Below are 18,249 nucleotides of genomic sequence, written 5' to 3'. Positions count from 1 at the left end.
CATGTCTGCTCCTAATTTAGCTAATTACCCCATTACAGATCTAAAAGGTGTTGGTCCTAAAGCTGCTGAGAAGTTAGCTAAATTAGGTATAGCAAGTGTTCAAGATATGTTATTTCACTTGCCATTACGATACGAAGATAGAGCAAAAACCTACTCTATCGCGACATTGATGCCGCATATGCACGTCAGTGTAGAAGGAGAGGTTGAGCAGGCAAACATCACTTTTGGTAAACGCCGTATGCTTGTGTGCCAAATTAACGATGGTACTGGCAGGCTCACTCTGCGCTTTTTCAATTTCTCCGCGGCACAAAAAAATGCCATGCAGCCTGGTAAAATCATGCGCTGCTTTGGAGAAGCTCGCCGTGGTCGAGTTGGCCTTGAAATGGCACACCCTGAGTATAGTATCAAGGATACACTACAAGATAATAACGCAGCCGGTGACACACTCACCCCAGTCTATCCTACGACTGAAGGGCTTAAGCAGCTCAGCATACGAGCAATTGCAGAGCAAGCAGTAAAATTACTGCAAAAATACGATATAGAAGACCATTTGCCAGCTCAATTTAGACCGAATCAGTTAAGCCTCAAAGAAGCGTTACTGTTATTACACTCTCCTTCACACGACGTTGATTTAAACCAATTAGAATTAGGGCAGCATCCCGCACAGCAGCGTCTTGCTTTTGAAGAGCTACTGGCACAAAACTTAAGCTTATTAAAGCTCAGGAAAAAAAGCCAAGCCGTCAAAGCAATTGCATTGCCGCCTAGTAACCCACTAGAAACTGAGTTTTTGGCCCAACTTCCATTTAAGCCAACCAATGCGCAAAGCAGAGTTGTCAGTGAGATAAAACAGGATTTACAAAAACCAGAGCCAATGCTTCGCTTAGTACAAGGTGATGTCGGTTCAGGTAAAACCTTAGTCGCAGCGCTCAGCGCTTTAACGGCAATATCTAAAGGCTTTCAAGTTGCATTGATGGCGCCTACAGAGATCCTATCAGAGCAACACGCGCTCAACTTCACAAACTGGTTTACTACATTAGGCGTTGAAACATGCTGGCTGGGTGGAAAGACCAAAGGGAAAGAGCGCAAAGAAACACTTGAAAAAATCGCCTCTGGACAAGCTCAAATGGTCGTAGGCACACACGCCCTATTTCAAGAACAGGTGATATTCTCAAATCTTGCGCTTATCATTATTGATGAACAACACAGATTTGGTGTACATCAGCGTCTATCTCTTAGAGAAAAAGGCAAATTTGGCGATTGCTATCCACACCAACTGGTGATGACGGCAACACCTATCCCCCGTACACTAGCTATGACTGCGTATGCAGACTTGGAAACGTCAGTCATAGATGAGCTCCCTCCAGGTAGAACACCTATTACAACCGTAGCAGTACCTGATACTCGCCGTGATGAAGTTATAAAGCGTGTCAAAAGCGCATGTATCGAACAAAATAGGCAAGTTTACTGGGTATGCACACTTATTGATGAGTCTGAAGTACTGCAATGCCAAGCTGCTGAAGATACTGCTGAACAGCTGACCAAATTACTGCCAGAGTTGAAAATAGCACTCGTCCACGGCCGTATGAAAGCCCAAGAAAAACAACAAATCATGGCAGACTTTAAAGCTGGTACATATCATGTACTCGTTGCAACAACCGTGATAGAAGTGGGCGTAGATGTCCCAAACGCCAGCCTAATAATTATTGAAAACCCAGAACGCCTTGGACTTGCTCAACTGCACCAACTTAGAGGTCGGGTCGGACGTGGCGATATCGCCTCTCATTGCCTACTGCTATATCACGCGCCACTGTCTAACACAGCTCAGAAAAGGCTGGGCGTACTCAGAGATAGTAATGATGGGTTTATCATTGCTGAAAAAGATTTAGAAATAAGAGGGCCTGGTGAAGTACTTGGTACCAAGCAAACAGGACTTGTTGATCTAAAAATTGCAGATTTAACTCGTGATAAACATATGCTGCCCAGTATTCGTGCACTTGCATTTTCATTACTCAATCAATACCAAGATTCTGTAGACCCTTTGATCCTGCGCTGGATGGGTAATCGAGGGGAGTTCGCGATGGCTTAAAAATACGTTTCGTTTCTTTCAATGACTTCGACTTGATAGCCATCGGGATCTGCAACAAAAAAGAATCGCGCCACTAATTTGTCCTTATGATGCAGCGATTTAATGTCTGAAGGACCGTAGTTATGTAAACTTGCGATGCGCCATATTGAATTAATATCCTCAGTACTAAAAGCCAAATGACCATAGCCATTACCCAATTCATATGCTTTTTCGTTATCATAATTATGTGTTAGCTCAAGCTCAAAGCTAGCCTCTTCATTAGCCAGATAAGTAAGCGAAAAGCTATCAAAATCTACCTGTCTTTTTACCTCTAAATCAAAAAGTTCGTGATAGAATTGCACAGATTGTGATAAATCCTGTACTCGGATCATTGAATGTATCATTTTAGCCATGGGAGCTTCCTATATGTGCGAACTTTACGCATCTCAAACACCTGAATTATATCAAGTCACAAAAAAGTCTATTCGTATACAAGGGGTTGTCACGAGCTTAGCACTTGAAAATAAGGTTTGGCGGATACTCGAAAAAATCGCAGTACAAGAGCGCACCACGCTTGCTCAGTTTATTTCAACCCTGTATCAAGAATCTATTGAAAGACACGGGACAGTAACTAACCTTGCTTCGTTATTGCGAATATCTTGCCTTACCTATTTAGAAAATTGTACAGAATAGAAAGATAACTGTGGTAGTAACCCACTACTACAGAAGGATTTACAAATAATTTTTATAGTCCTTTCACATTACAATTAAACGCTATAGACTTGTCTACCAAATATTTAATAGCTAAAGCACTGACTTATGAAATCTCAGTTTGGCAGACGCGCCTTTACCCACATGGAACTGTATAGTCTGTTTAATGGCTATATTTACGGCGACGAAAAGCTCAAACGAGAACAGCCTAAACATTGGCATTTTTGGCTTCCATTACTCGCTTACTATACTGGCGCTTACAGCGATGAGCTCGGTAATCTCACTTTGAGTGACATAGACACCATAGAGTCAATCCACACTTTTAAATTTCATACACATGGAAAGATCCAGCCTAGAGTAGTGCCAATCCATAGTGCATTATGGCACGCGGGGCTGGAGCACTATATTCAACTTGTTAAAGAGTCGGGACATGATAGGCTGCTATTCGATCTACCATCTAAGTCAAATCGTTACAGTGAAAAAGTTCGGATCTGGTTTTCTGGGGAAGGTGAGCGTTTAGGTTACTTGCAAAAATGCGGTCTACCAAACATTGATCAACAAGGTCTTAAAACTGCAATTAGTAGCCTGAGGTTGAACTTTGAGCAACAGATATATATTTCTGCGATTCAGCTGGGAAATCGTTCTGCTATGAGTTATTTACTTGGTTTGAAAGAAAATGGGGATGTCGTTGATACACCAAGTATTGACTTGCTAGCCAAAGTCGTAAAACCCGTTAGAGTGTTAAACAGCAACATAACCTGGAAAAGGTTTACCGAACGCCACTAGCCGCAAAGTATCGTATCAAGCAGACTCTATAGGAGTCTGCTTACTTTATCATTTATAGTGATTTGATGTACTGGGTGAATTCACTACCAAGCGTTTCATCTTTCATAGCGTACTGAACAATCGCCTTCAGGTAGCCTAACTTATCACCACAATCGTGAGATATACCACTCATATGAAATGCCTCAACCGTTTCAGATTCCATTAACATATCGATGGCATCTGTAAGCTGGATCTCACTTCCTGCACCTACAGGCGTCTTTTTCAATAGCGGCCAAATTTTACTAGATAGGACATAACGCCCAACTACAGCCAAGTTTGATGGCGCGCTTTCTTGATCTGGTTTCTCAACCATGGACTTAATAGCTGTGCTTTGCCCTGGCGACAAATCAACACCATTGATATCTGCAATACCGTACTTGCTAACATCTTCATGCGGCACAGGCTCCAACATAATTTGGCTACTGCCATTTTCTTGGAAGCGTTTAACCATTGCAGCTAAGTTTTCGCTTCTCTGATCAGCACTGTACTCATCTAAAATGACATCAGGAAGCACAACAATAAAGTCATTATCCCCAACTATTGGTTTTGCACACAAGACTGCATGTCCAAGCCCTTTGGCTTCACCTTGTCTTACATGCATTATTGTCACGTCTTCAGGACAAATTGAGCGGATTTCATCTAATAGTTTTCTCTTCACACGTTTTTCTAGCGTAGCTTCTAACTCAAAGCTAGTGTCAAAGTGGTTTTCAATTGCATTTTTAGAAGAGTGAGTTACCAAAACAATTTCTTTTACACCTGCAGATACACACTCCTTGACGATATATTGAATAAGCGGCTTATCTACAACCGGTAACATTTCCTTTGGGATTGCTTTTGTTGCTGGCAACATGCGAGTCCCTAAACCCGCAACAGGTATAACTGCTTTCATATGTGTTCGCTATCGAATTATATTTTTTAAGGTAAAACCTAATTCTATCTTACATAGCAATTGTGTGAAATGTCTAAAGTAAAATAAAAACTTATCAAATTGCTATTGCAAAAAAGGGGCCTGGCGACCCCTAATAAATCAGTTCAAGTTCATTTCTTGTATTATTTCATGTGCGATGGGCGGTGTCGTACTCACCGGCTTTTCATGTTTGTTGGCTTTTAACTGCCCTTTTCTATGCTTCAATGATGCATCCAATTTTTTTGCAGCATTAGCAATAGCTGGATACATCACGTCATTTTCACCCTTTACAGAAATTCGTGAGCCAGCATAGTTTGTACTTATTTCCGTATAAAACTTTTTATGTTCTTTGCTGATTATAATATCTAGTGACAACAATGAAGGAAAATGATTGGCAATTTTAGAAAATTTTTCTTGTACATGTTGTTTCACTGCATCTGTCATATCAACGTGATGACCAGAAAGATTAATCTTCATAGGATCTTCCTTTTTTTATTTACCCTATTAATAAGTATTGGAGCAGACTATCCAATTCTCAAGGCCTGATTTAAGAAAAATGTCATGATGTAGTTATCTATTTGATTTAGGTCATACTATAACTGCAGTATTCAGCACTCATAGAGCGTGGGATTTGGGCCGGTTTACAGATACTAAAAAAGCCCCCAAAGTGGGAGCTTTTTAACAATAAGAACAAGTGTTAAATTATAAGCCTGCTCTTTTCTTAATTTCTGCAATTAGCGGTGAAGCACCATGTCCATTGCTTTCAGCCCAAGCAATATCAGCACCGTCTGAAAGCGCGCTTTTCGGTAAACCTTTAACAATTAGTTTGCCAGTCTCAACTGCATTACTTGCAATTGCGTGGCGAAGAATGTTATTTCCGTTACATTGGATTGAACCAAAAATGTTACGTACTTTTACACGTGAACTTTTTAACGCTTTACGAACACGACCTTTATCATCAACAGCGATGTACTCGCATAATGTAACAGCCAATTGATCGTTTGCTTTAGTCTCAGAACTAAAAGAAAACGCGCCCAAACCAATACAAACACTTAACAAAACAGGTACAAATTTCATTGCCAATTCACCTAGCACTTTTTTATTACATAAGGACAAACACTATTGTAGCAACACACACAACTGTTAGCAACAAAGTCATAATCCTTTATTCAAAGTTACGAACTTATAACGATATTTATTTCTATCATCTGGCTCGTGGACTTCACTTTCGACTTCTACCCAATTGCCCGAAGAGGTGTGATCAGGAAATCGAGTATCTCCCTCAATATCCAAATCAATGTATGTCAAATACAGCTTTGTACATAATGGTAGAAACTGTTTGTAAATATTTCCACCTCCGATGATCATAACTTCGTCTATTTTATCTACCAAAGCAAGTGCTTCTTCAGTAGAAGATGCAGTTTCTATACCTTCAGCTTGATACTGAGCGTTTCTGGTAATCACAATATTTCTTCTGCCAGGCAAAGGGCGGCCAATCGATTCAAATGTCTTACGCCCCATAATCACAGGTTTGCCTAACGTGATTTTTTTAAAGTGTTGTAGATCTGCTGGTAGATGCCAAGGCATTTTATTGTCATCACCTATTATTCGATCCTTTGCCATAGCTGCTATCATTGATATAACCACAATTTACTCCAGTAATAATTTTGTATTAAAAAAGGGCCAAACGGCCCTTTATTATCTTTCGTAGATAACTTCTACATCATAGTCATCTTCATCCCAGTCATCCCAGTCATCATTCTCTTGGGTTGCCTGACGATGATAAGTATCCCACTTGAATTCAACTTCTTCTTGCTGTTCCTCATCAAACTTATCTCTTGGTAAGGTATCCAATAAGCCTTGAATATCGTAACACAATTGCTGAGTGTTAAATTTATTTGCTGCAGAAATACGGTAGACTTCTTTCGCATCAAGCTCTTGAGCGATGCGTTCACACACCTCTTCCAACTCATCTTCAGCTAGTAAGTCAATTTTGTTAAGTACCAACCAGCGAGGCTTTTCTGCAAGCTTAGGGCTATATTGATGCAGCTCATTAATAATCGCAAATGCATTATCAACTGGGTCAGTTCCATCTATTGGCATCACATCTACAACGTGTAATAAGACTCTACAGCGCTCCAAATGTTTTAAGAACCGAATACCCAAACCAGCCCCATCTGAAGCACCTTCGATCAGTCCCGGAATATCAGCAATAACAAACGATTTATTTGCTTCAGGTCTCACAACGCCAAGATTTGGAACTAAAGTCGTAAATGGATAATCAGCAACTTTTGGTTTAGCCGCAGATACACTACGGATAAAAGTTGATTTACCCGCGTTTGGCAAACCAAGTAGCCCAACATCAGCTAACAGCATCAGCTCTAGTTTTAGGTTTCTGACTTCGCCAGGTGTGCCCAATGTTTTTTGTCTTGGAGCTCGGTTCGTACTTGATTTGAAACGCGTATTACCTAGACCGTGATAGCCGCCTTTAGCAACAAGTAACTTTTGTCCATGACGAGTTAAATCACCTAAGCTTTCTTGCGTGTCCACATCAGTAACTCGAGTACCCACTGGCACTTTCAATACTAGATCGGTGCCTTTTTTACCAGTACAGTTACGACCTTGGCCATTTGTTCCACGTTCTGCACGATGGAAGCGCTCAAACTGGTAGTCAATTAAAGTATTGAGGTTTTCATCGGCTTCTAAAAATACACTGCCGCCGTCGCCGCCATCACCGCCATCTGGACCACCATCTGGGACAAACTTCTCTCGACGGAACGAAACAACACCGCTTCCGCCATCACCGGCTTCAGCACGGATCTCTACTTCATCGACAAACTTCATGGTTACTCTCTTACTGGATTGGAATAGCAACAGCTATTATAGCAAGGTACGCTTAGCTGCTGATAAATAATATGTAGCTATAAAAACAAAAAACCCCGCCTAAGCGGGGTTTTTATAAATCTTTACCGATTACTCAGCAACGATGCTAACGTATTTACGGTTTAAAGGACCTTTAGTTTCGAAAACTACTTTACCATCTGCTTTTGCAAAGATAGTGTGGTCTTTACCGATACCTGCGTTAGAACCAGCGTGGAATCTAGTACCACGTTGACGAACGATGATGTTACCCGCTAAAACTGATTCGCCACCGAAACGCTTAACACCTAGGCGTTTACTTTCTGAATCGCGACCGTTACGAGTACTACCAGCTGCCTTCTTATGTGCCATCTTTCTGTACCTCTAAAAATTAAGCGCTAATGCCAGTGATTTTAACTTCAGTGAACCACTGACGGTGGCCCATCTGCTTACGAGAATGCTTACGACGTCTGAACTTAACAATCTTAATTTTCTCGCCACGACCGTGAGAAACAACTTCAGCTGTTACCTTACCGCCATTTACGAATGGTGCACCGATCTCGATCTTCTCACCATCAGCAACTAGAAGTACTGAATCAAATTCAATTGATGCACCAGTCTCAACGTCTAGTTTTTCTAGACGAATTGTTTGACCTTCAGTCACACGGTGCTGTTTACCACCACTTTGGAAAACCGCGTACATAATTAACTCCGTTGTGCGCCCTCAAATCGACGCAACTTAATATTCTTCAATAGGGCGCGAAGTTTACGCTAATGTCGAACTACACGCAATACCCTAAAGACAAAATAATGAATAAAAATTGACTTGTTTGAGAGCATTAATTCATTTTTGCCTATTCTAGCTAAAAAGTTTGCGTTGCTAAACTCTTTTTTTCTGTAAAAACTTTTAACCAAAACACTTGACAGATCATATCCGTACATATAACACTCTCAAAAATGCTTAATATTTAGACCACCCTCTATTTTTTTACCTATCAATACGCATAAAATTCGAGTCGACTGAAATTTTAATGTACAATCTGCGGCGTTTATCTCTAACTGGGGCTTTAGCACGGTATACTATGGATATTAAGACTATCCAATCACTGATTGAGCAGGATATGCTCTCTGTGAATAAACTTATTTTCGAACAAATGCAGTCTGATGTTGCGTTAGTAAATCAATTGGGTCTTTACATTGTTAATAGCGGTGGAAAACGCATAAGACCAATGTTGACTTTACTGGTTGCAAAGGCACTAGCAGCTGAAGCCCAGAATAAGCATATTACTTTAGCTACCATCATTGAGTTTATCCATACTGCAACTTTGTTACACGATGACGTCGTTGATGAGTCAAATTTAAGACGTGGTGAGCCAACAGCAAACGCCGAGTTTGGTAATGCTGCAAGTGTACTTGTTGGAGACTTTATATATACGCGCTCCTTCCAGTTAATGGTTGGCCTTAATAACATGGAAGTGATGCAAATATTGGCAGATGCGACCAATATTATTGCTGAAGGTGAGGTACTGCAATTAATGAATTGCAACGACCCGGACACCACTGAGCAAAGCTATATGCAGGTCATTTATAGCAAAACAGCTAAATTATTCGAAGCTGCGACTATGCTGCCCGCGGTTGTCTCGGAGCAGTCCCAAACTGTTAAGGATGCTTTAAAACTATACGGGATGCACTTAGGTACGGCGTTTCAATTAGTTGATGACATACTGGACTATAGTGCAAACGCTGAGCAACTAGGCAAAAATATTGGTGACGATTTGGCAGAAGGCAAACCGACACTCCCGCTTATTTATGCCATGAAATCAGGCTCAGACTCTCAGGTAGCTCAGATAAGAGAAGCGATTGAGTCAGGAAATGGCATCGACAACTTACCTGATATCTTGAAAACTCTTGAAGAAACTCAAGCATTGCAAAAAACTATGTCAAAAGCGCAACAAGAGTCAGAAAAAGCAATAACACAACTGAATGTTTTAGCAGACTCTCAATTTAAAGATGCGCTCATTGCATTAGCAAAGCTTTCTGTAGATAGAGAGTATTAACCACACAATAAAAAAGCTGCCGAGGCAGCTTTTTTACTTCTCTGGAGGTCTATAACCTTCAATTTCAACTTCTTTATTTTCAAACAAAAAGCCGACCATTTGCTCTTCTAAAAGCTGGCGGTGATCAGGGTCCATCATGTTCAAGTGCTTTTCATTAATAAGCATTGTTTGCTTGTGTTGCCACTGCTGCCAAGCTTCTTTAGAAATATTATTGAAGATACGCTCGCCAACTTCCCCTGGATATAATTGAAAATCCAAACCAGGCGCTTCTTTGTTTAATTTCTGACAAAAAACTGTACGTGCCATTTTCTCACCTATTCTCTATATTTTTGATGAGAACAGTTTACCCCATTGCCTTTAATACTTTAACTAACTTTTTCGTTGGCGCTGCAAGTCCTACTTCAGGAGGCTGATTAACATCATACCAAAGCAATTGATTGTCATGGACACAATCAGGAATTTGTTGAAGCTCAACACAAATAGGGTTTATTGTTAGCTCAAAGTGAGTAAAAATATGAACAAATGATTCCAAAGTGCGCGTTGTCACATCAATTCCTTGCTGCATTAAAAACGCCTCCAGCTCGGTTAAATCACTAAATTCAAAAAACCCAAATAACCCACCCCAAATACCACTGTTGGGACGTTTTTCCATCAACACTTTATCACCGACTTTGACCATCAAATGATAAGCTGTTTTTTTAGGCTTCTCTTTTTTGGGCTTGGAATTAGGGAACTCTTTTACTCTATTGCTCTTGTGAGCCATGCATTTATCAACCAGCGGACACGGTTCACATTGAAATCTAGAGCGAGAGCAAAGGCTTGCTCCCAAGTCCATCATTGCTTGGTTAAACTCACGAACATCACCAGAGGGCGTCACCGCGTTAGTCAGATCCCATAGGTGGTTCTCAACCTTCTTAACCCCGTACCAACCTTCTACCATAAAAAAGCGTGCCAATACCCTTTTGACATTGCCATCTAATATAGAGTGATGCTGTCCCAGAGCAAGTGACAGTATGGCCCCTGCAGTTGAACGCCCAATACCAGGCAAGTCTACAACTTGCTCAAAAGTCTCAGGAAACTTCCCCTGATATTCATCACGAATAATTTTCGCTGTTTTGTGTAAGTTTCTAGCTCTCGCGTAGTACCCCAGGCCAGTCCAATGGTGCAACACTTCATCCTCATCCGCATCAGCCAAGTCAATCACGGTCGGAAACCTTGACATAAAGCGTTCAAAATAGGGAATCACGGTTACAACCTGTGTTTGCTGTAACATAACTTCAGACACCCATACTTTATAAGGGGTCTTATCTATTTGCCACGGCAATGTTTTTCTGCCATGGACGTGGTACCAATCTACAACTTGTGTTGCAAACCAATTTGCTGTTTGACGGTCAACGGGCATCTTAATTCTCAATCTACTTGCTTCACGCGCCAGTGTAAGAAGGTTTTTAAAAACGTCAAGCACTTGTACTTATCGGCGTGAACAGGGATAATGTGCGCCCAATTTTTACACCGCAGATGATGACAATGAACGAATCGAGTAAACAAGCACTAGAGCAGGCTGAGCAAGAAGGTAAATACATCCGTAAAGTGCGCAGCTTTGTAAAACGTGAAGGTCGCCTAACTAAAGGTCAAGCAGCAGCGCTAGAGAAGTGCTGGCCAACTCTTGGACTTGAGCACAGCCAAGGCCTACTCAACTTCAGTGAAATATTTGGCAACGACAATGATGTAGTTGTAGAAATTGGCTTTGGTATGGGTAAATCACTGGTTGAGATGGCTAAAAATAACCCTGACCAAAACTTTATTGGTATTGAAGTTCACCGCCCAGGCGTTGGCGCTTGTCTAATGGAAGCCGATGAACATGGCCTAACCAATCTACGTGTTTTTGAACACGATGCGGTAGAAGTGTTGGCCGATTGCATCCCTGATAGCAGCTTGAGTAAATTACAGCTCTTTTTCCCAGATCCTTGGCATAAAAAGCGTCACCATAAACGTCGTATTGTACAAACCGAATTTGCACAAAAGATCAGAGCAAAATTAAAAGTAGGCGGCGTCTTTCATATGGCAACTGATTGGGAAAACTATGCAGAGCATATGTTGGAAGTCATGCAACAAGCCGAAGGTTACAGTAACCAGTCTGAAAACAATGACTATGTACCTAGACCAGACTTTAGACCGCTTACAAAATTTGAACAGCGCGGCCACCGACTGGGTCACGGAGTATGGGATCTAATGTTTGAGCGCACAGCTTAACAAGACTCCCGAGGGGCTTTCATTGCCCCTTTCACTTCATAATCGATACACGTTAACTACCTGAGATATATCATGCAAAAACTATCAAACCCTAGCCTACTTTTACTTCGCAATGAAGAGGAACTCCATGGCGAAAAAGTGCTAGTTATTAATCATAATGATGATGGTTTTTTGTCTGAACTAGCTAAGGTAAACCCCGCTGCGCAAATTTACGCTTTTAGTTATAACTTCGCCGACCACCTTGCAGCCTCCAAATATCAAAACGTGACTAGCTTTGTTAGCCATAGCTTGCCTAACATAGATAACTTAGATTTGGTAATTTATTACTATCCGAAATCTAAACCTGAGGCCAATATGATGTTAACTAACATTAGAGCCAACCTTGGGGAAGCAACTCGGTTACTCGTTGTTGGAGAAAATAAAGGCGGTGTTAAATCAGTTGAAAAACAACTCAAACCCTATGCACAAGCTAGTTATAAATTAGACAGTGCTAAACATTGTATCTTATACGAATTCAATGAGCTTACAGCAGAAGCCAGCTTTGATATTGCCAATTACCACCATACTTTCAACGTTAAGGTAGCAGAGCAAAACTTTGATGCTATTAGCGTGCCTGGCGTCTTTAATCATGGCAAGCTTGATATTGGTACAGAGTTACTGCTTGACCATTTAACAATACCAAACAAAGGTGATGTACTCGATTTTGGCTGTGGCGCTGGTTTGATAGCAACTTTCATGTTAAATGCGCAACCCAATTTATCCTTGCACTGCTTAGATGTCAGTGCACTGGCACTTTATGCCAGTGAGCAAACTCTAAAACTAAATGGGCACAATGGACAGTTCATCCTGAGCGATGGACTAACGCAAGTAACAACTAAATTTGATATGATTGTCAGCAACCCTCCATTTCACACTGGCCTGAGCACAGATTACAGCATCGCTGAGACGTTTTTAGCAAATGCAAAGCATATGATGAAAAAAGGCGCTAATTTACAGATCGTTGCCAATAGCTTTTTAAAATACCCCCCCATCATAGAGCATCACTTTGCGCACTTTAAAACAGAAATTAAAAATACCAAGTTCGCGGTATATCAGGCACAGAAAGTATAAAACTCTGCTATATCCGCTAGCCAAATGTGCCTTCAACTTAAATGCTAGCGATAAGTTCAAGGGAATTGTCTGCTTTTTTGTTAACTTACTTAACTAAGCTGCTAAACTAAGGTTAGCTGTTAAGAGGTCCACTTATGAGCGCACAATGGGAAAACACGCAACAAAAACAAGTATAAGAAAAGTTTTGATAAGTGCTGTTATGTTAGTAACAGCTTTGTCGCTCTCACTCTCCATATCTATTTCAACCTACCTAGATGTTAAAGAGCAAAAAAAGCTGATCGTAAATAAGCTGCAAATGATTGCTGAAATCATCGCTTTTAACGCCCAGATCACCCTTATTTTTGATGACAGAAAGACAGAAGAAAAACGCCTCAAATCCTTTAACAAAGTTGAACTGGTTAAAAACATTCATATTTATGCAATTGATGATGTGACCAACAAGCCAGTCTTTTTTACCAGTTACAATGCGAGTAAAACCCCACCAGTACCACTGAAAGTAAACGAAATTGAAGCATTAAAAGAGCCTAAGGTATCGACAGACTATGTTGAGCTGATCATTCCTGTTGAATACGAAGGAAAAGTCGAGGGGTATGTCTACGTAAGAGGCGGCTTAGAACGCCTATCACAATATATCAATCAAAAGATATTAATCGACATTGCGTTAACACTCATCGTACTCATATTGGTATTGTTCGTTGCACGTGCAATTCAAAAGCGCATTGCCAACCCAATAGACTCGCTATCGATCATGCTGCAAGATGTGTCTAAGAACCATAATTACTCCGCAAGAGCAACAAAAAGCGATATTGAAGAGGTTAACATGTTGGCAAATAACCTCAATATTATGCTCGCACGGACACAAAACCAACTTGCGCGTCATCAAGCTGACAAGCTTGAAATAAAGCAGCTCAATCAAAACCTAGAAGAAAAGGTCAATCAACGGACTATCGCGCTCAGAGAGGCAAACCAAGAGCTTCTGAATACATTAGAGCGAATGCATCAATACCAAAATCAGATTGTCGAAAATGAAAAAATGGCTTCCCTTGGCCAAATGGTCGCAGGCGTAGCCCACGAGGTAAACACACCTATTGGATTAGGGGTTACTGGGTCAACATTGTTAAGAGACAAGCTTGCTGATATAAACGCAGCTTTTGAACAAAAAACCTTAACATCAAAACAGCTAGAACGCTTTATTCATGATGGTATTGAGAATTTAGATTTAATCTACCGTAATTTAAATCGCGCTGCAGAACTCATTTCCAGCTTTAAAAAGGTTGCGGTAAGCCAAGACGTAGAAGTCAGTTCAGAAGTCAATATCAACAAACTTTTCCACGCAATTGTGAGCAGCATGCGCGCTGAAATTGATATTAAAAATGTGACGTGGCAACTCTCTTGCTCTGAGAAGCTAACCGTTAGAACCAAAGCTGGTTTGCTGCAACAGGTGTTTGAGCAACTATTGTCTAACTCACTTATCCATGGCTTTTTAGATCTAAAAGACAACCAAATTCACATTCATGTTGAGCAACATAGCCAATCTTTAGAAATTATCTACCAAGATAATGGGGTTGGCGTCTCTAACGCAGTAAAAAAACGTATCTTCGATCCATTTGTCACCACCAAACGTGGAGAAGGCGGCAGTGGCTTAGGTATGCACCTAGTTTATAATTTAATCACGCAAGCTTTAGGTGGAACTATAACCCTTTCTGATGATAATAAAAAAGGTACTAAGTTTATTATAACCCTGCCTCTAAAAGGGGTAATTTAATGAAAATAATGTACCTGATAGCTACATTTATTTTTATTTTTTGTAGTTTAAATGTTGACGCAAAATCACCACATGAAATTCGTTCAGCTTTTTTATATCAAATGGCAAAGCTAATCGATTTTCCAGAACAAAAAAATAAGCAAGTAACCAGATTTTGCTTTTATGATTTAACTCATGGCCCGGGCGCTATTTTAAATAAAAATAATAACTTAAAAATACGTGGTAAACCGATAGATATAATAAAAGTTAATATTTCCGACCCGTTTAGGGAACTTTCCAAGCGCTGCGATATCACATACATTGATGAAACAATGGAAGATGATATACTATCCACTTGGACCGATACAATTACCTTAAATATGGTAACTGTAGGCGAAAGTATCGAATTTTTAGAAGGGGGTGGGATTGCTTCCTTGGTCCAAGAAGGGAGTAAAATTCGGTTATATATTAACAGGCAAGAAGTTGCACAACACAATTTTAAAGTGCTCTCTCGACTACTCGCAGTTTCTAAGTTCTATCCTAACTGATTTTACTTGTTAACAATTGAATATACTCCTATAATCGTTAACATTCGGTTTTATTATATAACACCGAAGTTTTTGTAAATAAAACATTCCGAAAAGGTTAATTAATAATGCAAACGCCAGTCATTCTAATTGTTGAGGATGAAGACGTAACTCGACTGAACCTCGTTAGTTTATTTGAAGCCGAAGGTCATAAGGTAATTGAAGCCATTGATGGCGATGATATGCATGAAAAATTGACAGCAAACGACGATGTCAACTGTGTAATCATGGATATAAACCTTCCTGGTAGAAACGGCTTAATCTTAGCTCGTGAGTTACGCCAGAAAAAAAATGTAGGCTTAATTTTCTTAACAGGTCGTGATAACGATGTCGATAGAATCTTAGGTTTAGAGATCGGTGCTGATGACTACGTCACAAAGCCGTTTAACCCTCGTGAGCTAACTATTCGTGTACGTAACTTAATTTCACGTACAGGTTCAACACCAGAAGAGTCGGCTATCGACAGTAATGGTGTGATCACTTTTAACGGGTGGGAACTAGATGAAAATAGTCGCTGCTTGACTTCACCGACAGGTGAATCTAAGCGTCTACCGAAAGGTGAGTATAGAGCCCTTCGCTTAATGCTTGACTCTCCAGGTCGCATTTTCAGCCGAGAACAGCTTATCAAGCACATGACAGGACGTGAGCTACGTGCAAACGACCGTACTGTTGATGTTACTATTCGTCGTATTCGTAAGCATTTCGAAACTGACAGTAACACACCTGAGCTTATCAGCACAATTCATGGTGAAGGCTACCGTTTCATCGGTAAAATCGATAGCACTCAACCATAGTTCGCTAAGAGTTTTCAGCGAGTTTTGCAATTAATGAGTGAAGGGCACCCTGCCCTTCTCTTATTAATTCTTCCAATTCTTCCACCCAAAGTTCACGTGCTTCACCAGTCACTGCTTCACAGTCGGTCTCCATAACCTTGGCATGTTGCTGAACAGACTTGAGACCAACAGATCCCGCAGCGCCTTTTAATTTATGCGCAACCGAACCGTACTCAGCCACATCCCCCTCTTTATTTGCTTCTTTTAACTCGTCGCAATATGTAGGGTTAAGCTTAGCAAAAAGCTCACAGCTGCGTTTAAAAGTATCGACTCCCATTGAGGCAACAAAGTCGGTGATTGTTTCTATATCCAGCAAGTTTCGCTCTATTTCTAACACTTCAATCGTATTCTGTTGATGTGTGTTGGCATCTTCTTTAACACTGTCTATGCCAAATAACTCAGCTAACATTTTATCAAGCTTAGTGGTGTTGATTGGCTTTGCCAGCGCACCTTGAATACTGATCCCCTGAAGCTCTTGCTCAGCACTGCGCACATTGGCAGTTAAAGCCACGATAGGGAGCGCATCAAAATGACTATCTGCGCGGATCTGCCTTGCAACTTCGTCGCCATTCAAGTCAGGCAATTGCATATCTAATAAAATGAGGTCCAAATCATCTTCTGTCTGTACCAGTGATAACGCATCTTCACCTGTCTCTGCCCAAATGACCTCATGGCCTCGTTGCTCTAAAAGGTTTGTGGCAATTTCAGCGTTAAGCGGAACATCTTCAACGAGCAGTATATATAGCTCTCTTCCTGCATAACTTTGCTGATTTGGCGCAGCACATAGCTCTAAAGGTATTTCAACATCAAAACGACTACCCTGCCCCGGCAAACTGCTGACCGTTATAGAACCTTTCATAGCCTGAACGAGCGCCTTGGTTACCGCCAAACCAATACCAGAACCAATCGCATTATTACCTTCTGTGTCTGGTGCCTTATAATACATATCGAAGATCTTATCTTGCTGCTCAGCAGATATACCAACCCCTGTATCAATAATACTCATCGATAGCCAAGGCCCTCTTTCGCGATTTTCTCTACGACACTCTAATGTCACATTGCCGCGGTGCGTAAACTTCACGGCATTATTGATAAGGTTCCATAGTACTTGGCGTAATCGTGTTGGATCTAAAAGCGCATAGACATCCAAAACACCTGAACGTTGGATCTTAAATTCCAACCCTTTTTGACCAGCGATCAAGTCTGAGAAGTTAACCACGTCATTAATAAAATCAGAGACATTGATACTGTCAGTCGCAATATCTAATTGCTCTCTATCAATCTTATCTAAATCAATAATGTCATTAAAAATATTCCCAAGCGTTTCAGCGCTCGAAAAAACCGTATTGCACCAACTTTTTTGCTGCTGCGTCAGCTCAGTATCAAGCAGCATTCTGGTCAAGCCAACAATACCATTGAGTGGCGTTCTTAGCTCATGGCTCAAAGTGGCAATAAACTTTCCTTTGTCCTTATAGGCTGTTTCTAACGCTTGCTCTGCTTCCTTACGGCTTGTAATATCACGTCCAAACGCAAGCAAGCCAATATATTCTCCCTCATTATTGATAAAGGGAAGCTTTCGCATTTCAAACCAGCGGTTTTCATCCTTTACAGGGTACTCAACATCCAGAGACAGCGTTTGCTGAGTGGCACTGACTTGCGTATCAGTTTCCAGCACCTTAGGAATAACTTGATCTACGAATATCTCATCAGCTGTTTTACCTATTAACCCTTCACTGTCTATACCGATGACTTGTTCAAACTTTTTATTACACCCAGCAAAAACACCATGCTCATCTCGGTAATAAAATAAATCAGGGGAGGAATCTACAATCGAGCGCAATAACATACTTTGCTGCGCAAGCTCTTGCTCGGCTTTACGGCGCTCTGTTATTTCATTTCTCAGTTCAGCGATTGCACGATGTTTGGCATGCAACGCCATTTTACGTTCGTCGATTTCATTGTTAAGGCGATTAATATTATCTTTTAGAGTCTGATTCAAGAGCTTTTCTTGCTGTGTTGCTGAATCTAAATACTCCTTTGAGCTTTCCAATTGACGGATGGCAAATACAGCAACAGAAATCAATAATGGCGAAGTGAGCGCAGCAAACACAACGACAGAGAGCACATTAACGAGTGTTACCGAACCTAATGCCACATAAAAAAACATACAGGATAAAACCAATGACGCGACCAGAACGAGTACATAGGCAATGGCACCCGCTTTTCGCTCACCGTATTTTCGAACCAAATTAGAAAGAATTCGAGTCCAAGACCCGAATGAAGAATCAAGCATAATAA

The 18,249-nt window shown here is 40.8% G+C and carries 20 protein-coding genes; 9 read left to right on the top strand and 11 right to left on the bottom strand.

Annotation, left to right across the window (positions count from 1 at the left end; all coding sequences use genetic code 11):
• The first annotated feature begins 1 nt into the window (after nucleotide 1).
• Nucleotides 2-2,086, top strand: coding sequence for an ATP-dependent DNA helicase RecG (gene recG, locus AC2CZC_RS09875; protein WP_484584686.1), 2,085 nt, complete (start codon nucleotides 2-4; stop codon nucleotides 2,084-2,086).
• On the opposite strand, the gene AC2CZC_RS09870 is transcribed toward recG, so the two are convergent.
• Nucleotides 2,083-2,478, bottom strand: a complete 396-nt coding sequence (locus AC2CZC_RS09870; protein WP_484584685.1) for a VOC family protein — start codon at nucleotides 2,476-2,478, stop codon at nucleotides 2,083-2,085. The two genes, recG and AC2CZC_RS09870, sit on opposite strands and share 4 nt — an antisense overlap.
• A gap of 13 nt (nucleotides 2,479-2,491) precedes the next feature.
• Between AC2CZC_RS09870 and AC2CZC_RS09865 the strand changes: the two genes are divergently transcribed.
• Together AC2CZC_RS09865 and AC2CZC_RS09860 are read left to right on the top strand one after the other, a co-directional pair.
• Nucleotides 2,492-2,758, top strand: a complete 267-nt coding sequence (locus AC2CZC_RS09865) for a ribbon-helix-helix domain-containing protein (RefSeq protein WP_484584684.1) — start codon at nucleotides 2,492-2,494, stop codon at nucleotides 2,756-2,758.
• A 126-nt stretch (nucleotides 2,759-2,884) separates the two neighbouring features.
• Nucleotides 2,885-3,562, top strand: coding sequence for a site-specific integrase (locus tag AC2CZC_RS09860; protein ID WP_484584683.1), 678 nt, complete (start codon nucleotides 2,885-2,887; stop codon nucleotides 3,560-3,562).
• Between the two features lie 52 nt (nucleotides 3,563-3,614).
• Here AC2CZC_RS09860 and galU read toward each other — a convergent pair whose 3' ends face one another.
• The 7 genes from galU to rplU form a co-directional block, all read right to left on the bottom strand.
• Nucleotides 3,615-4,490 (bottom strand): UTP--glucose-1-phosphate uridylyltransferase GalU, encoded by an 876-nt coding sequence (gene galU, locus AC2CZC_RS09855; RefSeq protein ID WP_484584682.1) that lies wholly within the window; start codon nucleotides 4,488-4,490, stop codon nucleotides 3,615-3,617.
• Nucleotides 4,491-4,628: 138 nt separating this feature from the next.
• Nucleotides 4,629-4,985 carry a ribosome hibernation-promoting factor, HPF/YfiA family gene (hpf, locus tag AC2CZC_RS09850; RefSeq protein WP_063361059.1) on the bottom strand — a complete coding sequence of 119 codons (357 nt, stop codon included), beginning with the start codon at nucleotides 4,983-4,985 and terminating at the stop codon, nucleotides 4,629-4,631.
• A gap of 225 nt (nucleotides 4,986-5,210) precedes the next feature.
• A complete protein-coding gene (locus AC2CZC_RS09845; protein ID WP_237136974.1) occupies nucleotides 5,211-5,585 on the bottom strand; it encodes a DUF3718 domain-containing protein in 375 nt (124 codons plus the stop codon).
• Between the two features lie 78 nt (nucleotides 5,586-5,663).
• A complete protein-coding gene (gene folA / locus AC2CZC_RS09840; RefSeq protein ID WP_484584681.1) occupies nucleotides 5,664-6,155 on the bottom strand; it encodes a type 3 dihydrofolate reductase in 492 nt (163 codons plus the stop codon).
• 51 nt (nucleotides 6,156-6,206) lie between these two features.
• Nucleotides 6,207-7,352, bottom strand: a complete 1,146-nt coding sequence (cgtA, locus tag AC2CZC_RS09835; RefSeq protein ID WP_484584680.1) for an Obg family GTPase CgtA — start codon at nucleotides 7,350-7,352, stop codon at nucleotides 6,207-6,209.
• A 129-nt stretch (nucleotides 7,353-7,481) separates the two neighbouring features.
• Nucleotides 7,482-7,739 carry a 50S ribosomal protein L27 gene (rpmA, locus tag AC2CZC_RS09830; protein WP_063361063.1) on the bottom strand — a complete coding sequence of 86 codons (258 nt, stop codon included), beginning with the start codon at nucleotides 7,737-7,739 and terminating at the stop codon, nucleotides 7,482-7,484.
• A 19-nt stretch (nucleotides 7,740-7,758) separates the two neighbouring features.
• Nucleotides 7,759-8,070, bottom strand: a complete 312-nt coding sequence (gene rplU / locus AC2CZC_RS09825; RefSeq protein ID WP_023399739.1) for a 50S ribosomal protein L21 — start codon at nucleotides 8,068-8,070, stop codon at nucleotides 7,759-7,761.
• A gap of 379 nt (nucleotides 8,071-8,449) precedes the next feature.
• Here rplU and ispB point away from each other — a divergent pair, with 379 nt between their 5' ends.
• Complete coding sequence (ispB, locus tag AC2CZC_RS09820; RefSeq protein WP_484584679.1) at nucleotides 8,450-9,424, top strand: octaprenyl diphosphate synthase; 975 nt, start codon at nucleotides 8,450-8,452, stop codon at nucleotides 9,422-9,424.
• Nucleotides 9,425-9,457: 33 nt separating this feature from the next.
• On the opposite strand, the gene AC2CZC_RS09815 is transcribed toward ispB, so the two are convergent.
• The gene (locus AC2CZC_RS09815; protein ID WP_046356858.1) at nucleotides 9,458-9,730 is read right to left on the bottom strand and encodes an oxidative damage protection protein; all 273 of its coding nucleotides are present in this window, start codon (nucleotides 9,728-9,730) and stop codon (nucleotides 9,458-9,460) included.
• 37 nt (nucleotides 9,731-9,767) lie between these two features.
• Complete coding sequence (gene mutY, locus AC2CZC_RS09810) at nucleotides 9,768-10,826, bottom strand: A/G-specific adenine glycosylase (protein ID WP_484584870.1); 1,059 nt, start codon at nucleotides 10,824-10,826, stop codon at nucleotides 9,768-9,770.
• Between the two features lie 125 nt (nucleotides 10,827-10,951).
• On the opposite strand from mutY, the gene trmB reads away from it, so the two are divergent.
• The 5 genes from trmB (at nucleotide 10,952) to arcA (ending at nucleotide 15,912) form a co-directional block, all read left to right on the top strand.
• Nucleotides 10,952-11,677: a tRNA (guanosine(46)-N7)-methyltransferase TrmB gene (gene trmB / locus AC2CZC_RS09805; protein WP_484584869.1), complete on the top strand. Its 726-nt coding sequence runs from the start codon at nucleotides 10,952-10,954 to the stop codon at nucleotides 11,675-11,677.
• Between the two features lie 72 nt (nucleotides 11,678-11,749).
• Nucleotides 11,750-12,787 (top strand): methyltransferase, encoded by a 1,038-nt coding sequence (locus tag AC2CZC_RS09800; RefSeq protein WP_484584678.1) that lies wholly within the window; start codon nucleotides 11,750-11,752, stop codon nucleotides 12,785-12,787.
• A gap of 145 nt (nucleotides 12,788-12,932) precedes the next feature.
• A complete protein-coding gene (locus AC2CZC_RS09795) occupies nucleotides 12,933-14,552 on the top strand; it encodes a sensor histidine kinase (protein WP_484584677.1) in 1,620 nt (539 codons plus the stop codon).
• Entirely contained in the window at nucleotides 14,552-15,079 is a 528-nt protein-coding gene (locus AC2CZC_RS09790; protein WP_484584676.1) for a YfiR family protein, read from the top strand. Before AC2CZC_RS09795 ends, AC2CZC_RS09790 begins: the two co-directional genes overlap by 1 nt.
• 107 nt (nucleotides 15,080-15,186) lie before the next feature.
• Entirely contained in the window at nucleotides 15,187-15,912 is a 726-nt protein-coding gene (gene arcA, locus AC2CZC_RS09785) for a two-component system response regulator ArcA (RefSeq protein ID WP_063361069.1), read from the top strand.
• Between the two features lie 4 nt (nucleotides 15,913-15,916).
• Here the strand turns inward: arcA and arcB are convergent, their stop codons facing one another.
• Nucleotides 15,917-18,244 (bottom strand): aerobic respiration two-component sensor histidine kinase ArcB, encoded by a 2,328-nt coding sequence (arcB, locus tag AC2CZC_RS09780; protein WP_484584675.1) that lies wholly within the window; start codon nucleotides 18,242-18,244, stop codon nucleotides 15,917-15,919.
• Nucleotides 18,245-18,249: the final 5 nt, after the last annotated feature.

The organism is Pseudoalteromonas sp. MMG033, from assembly GCF_057197785.1.
This window is presented reverse-complemented; position numbering and strand designations above follow the sequence as displayed.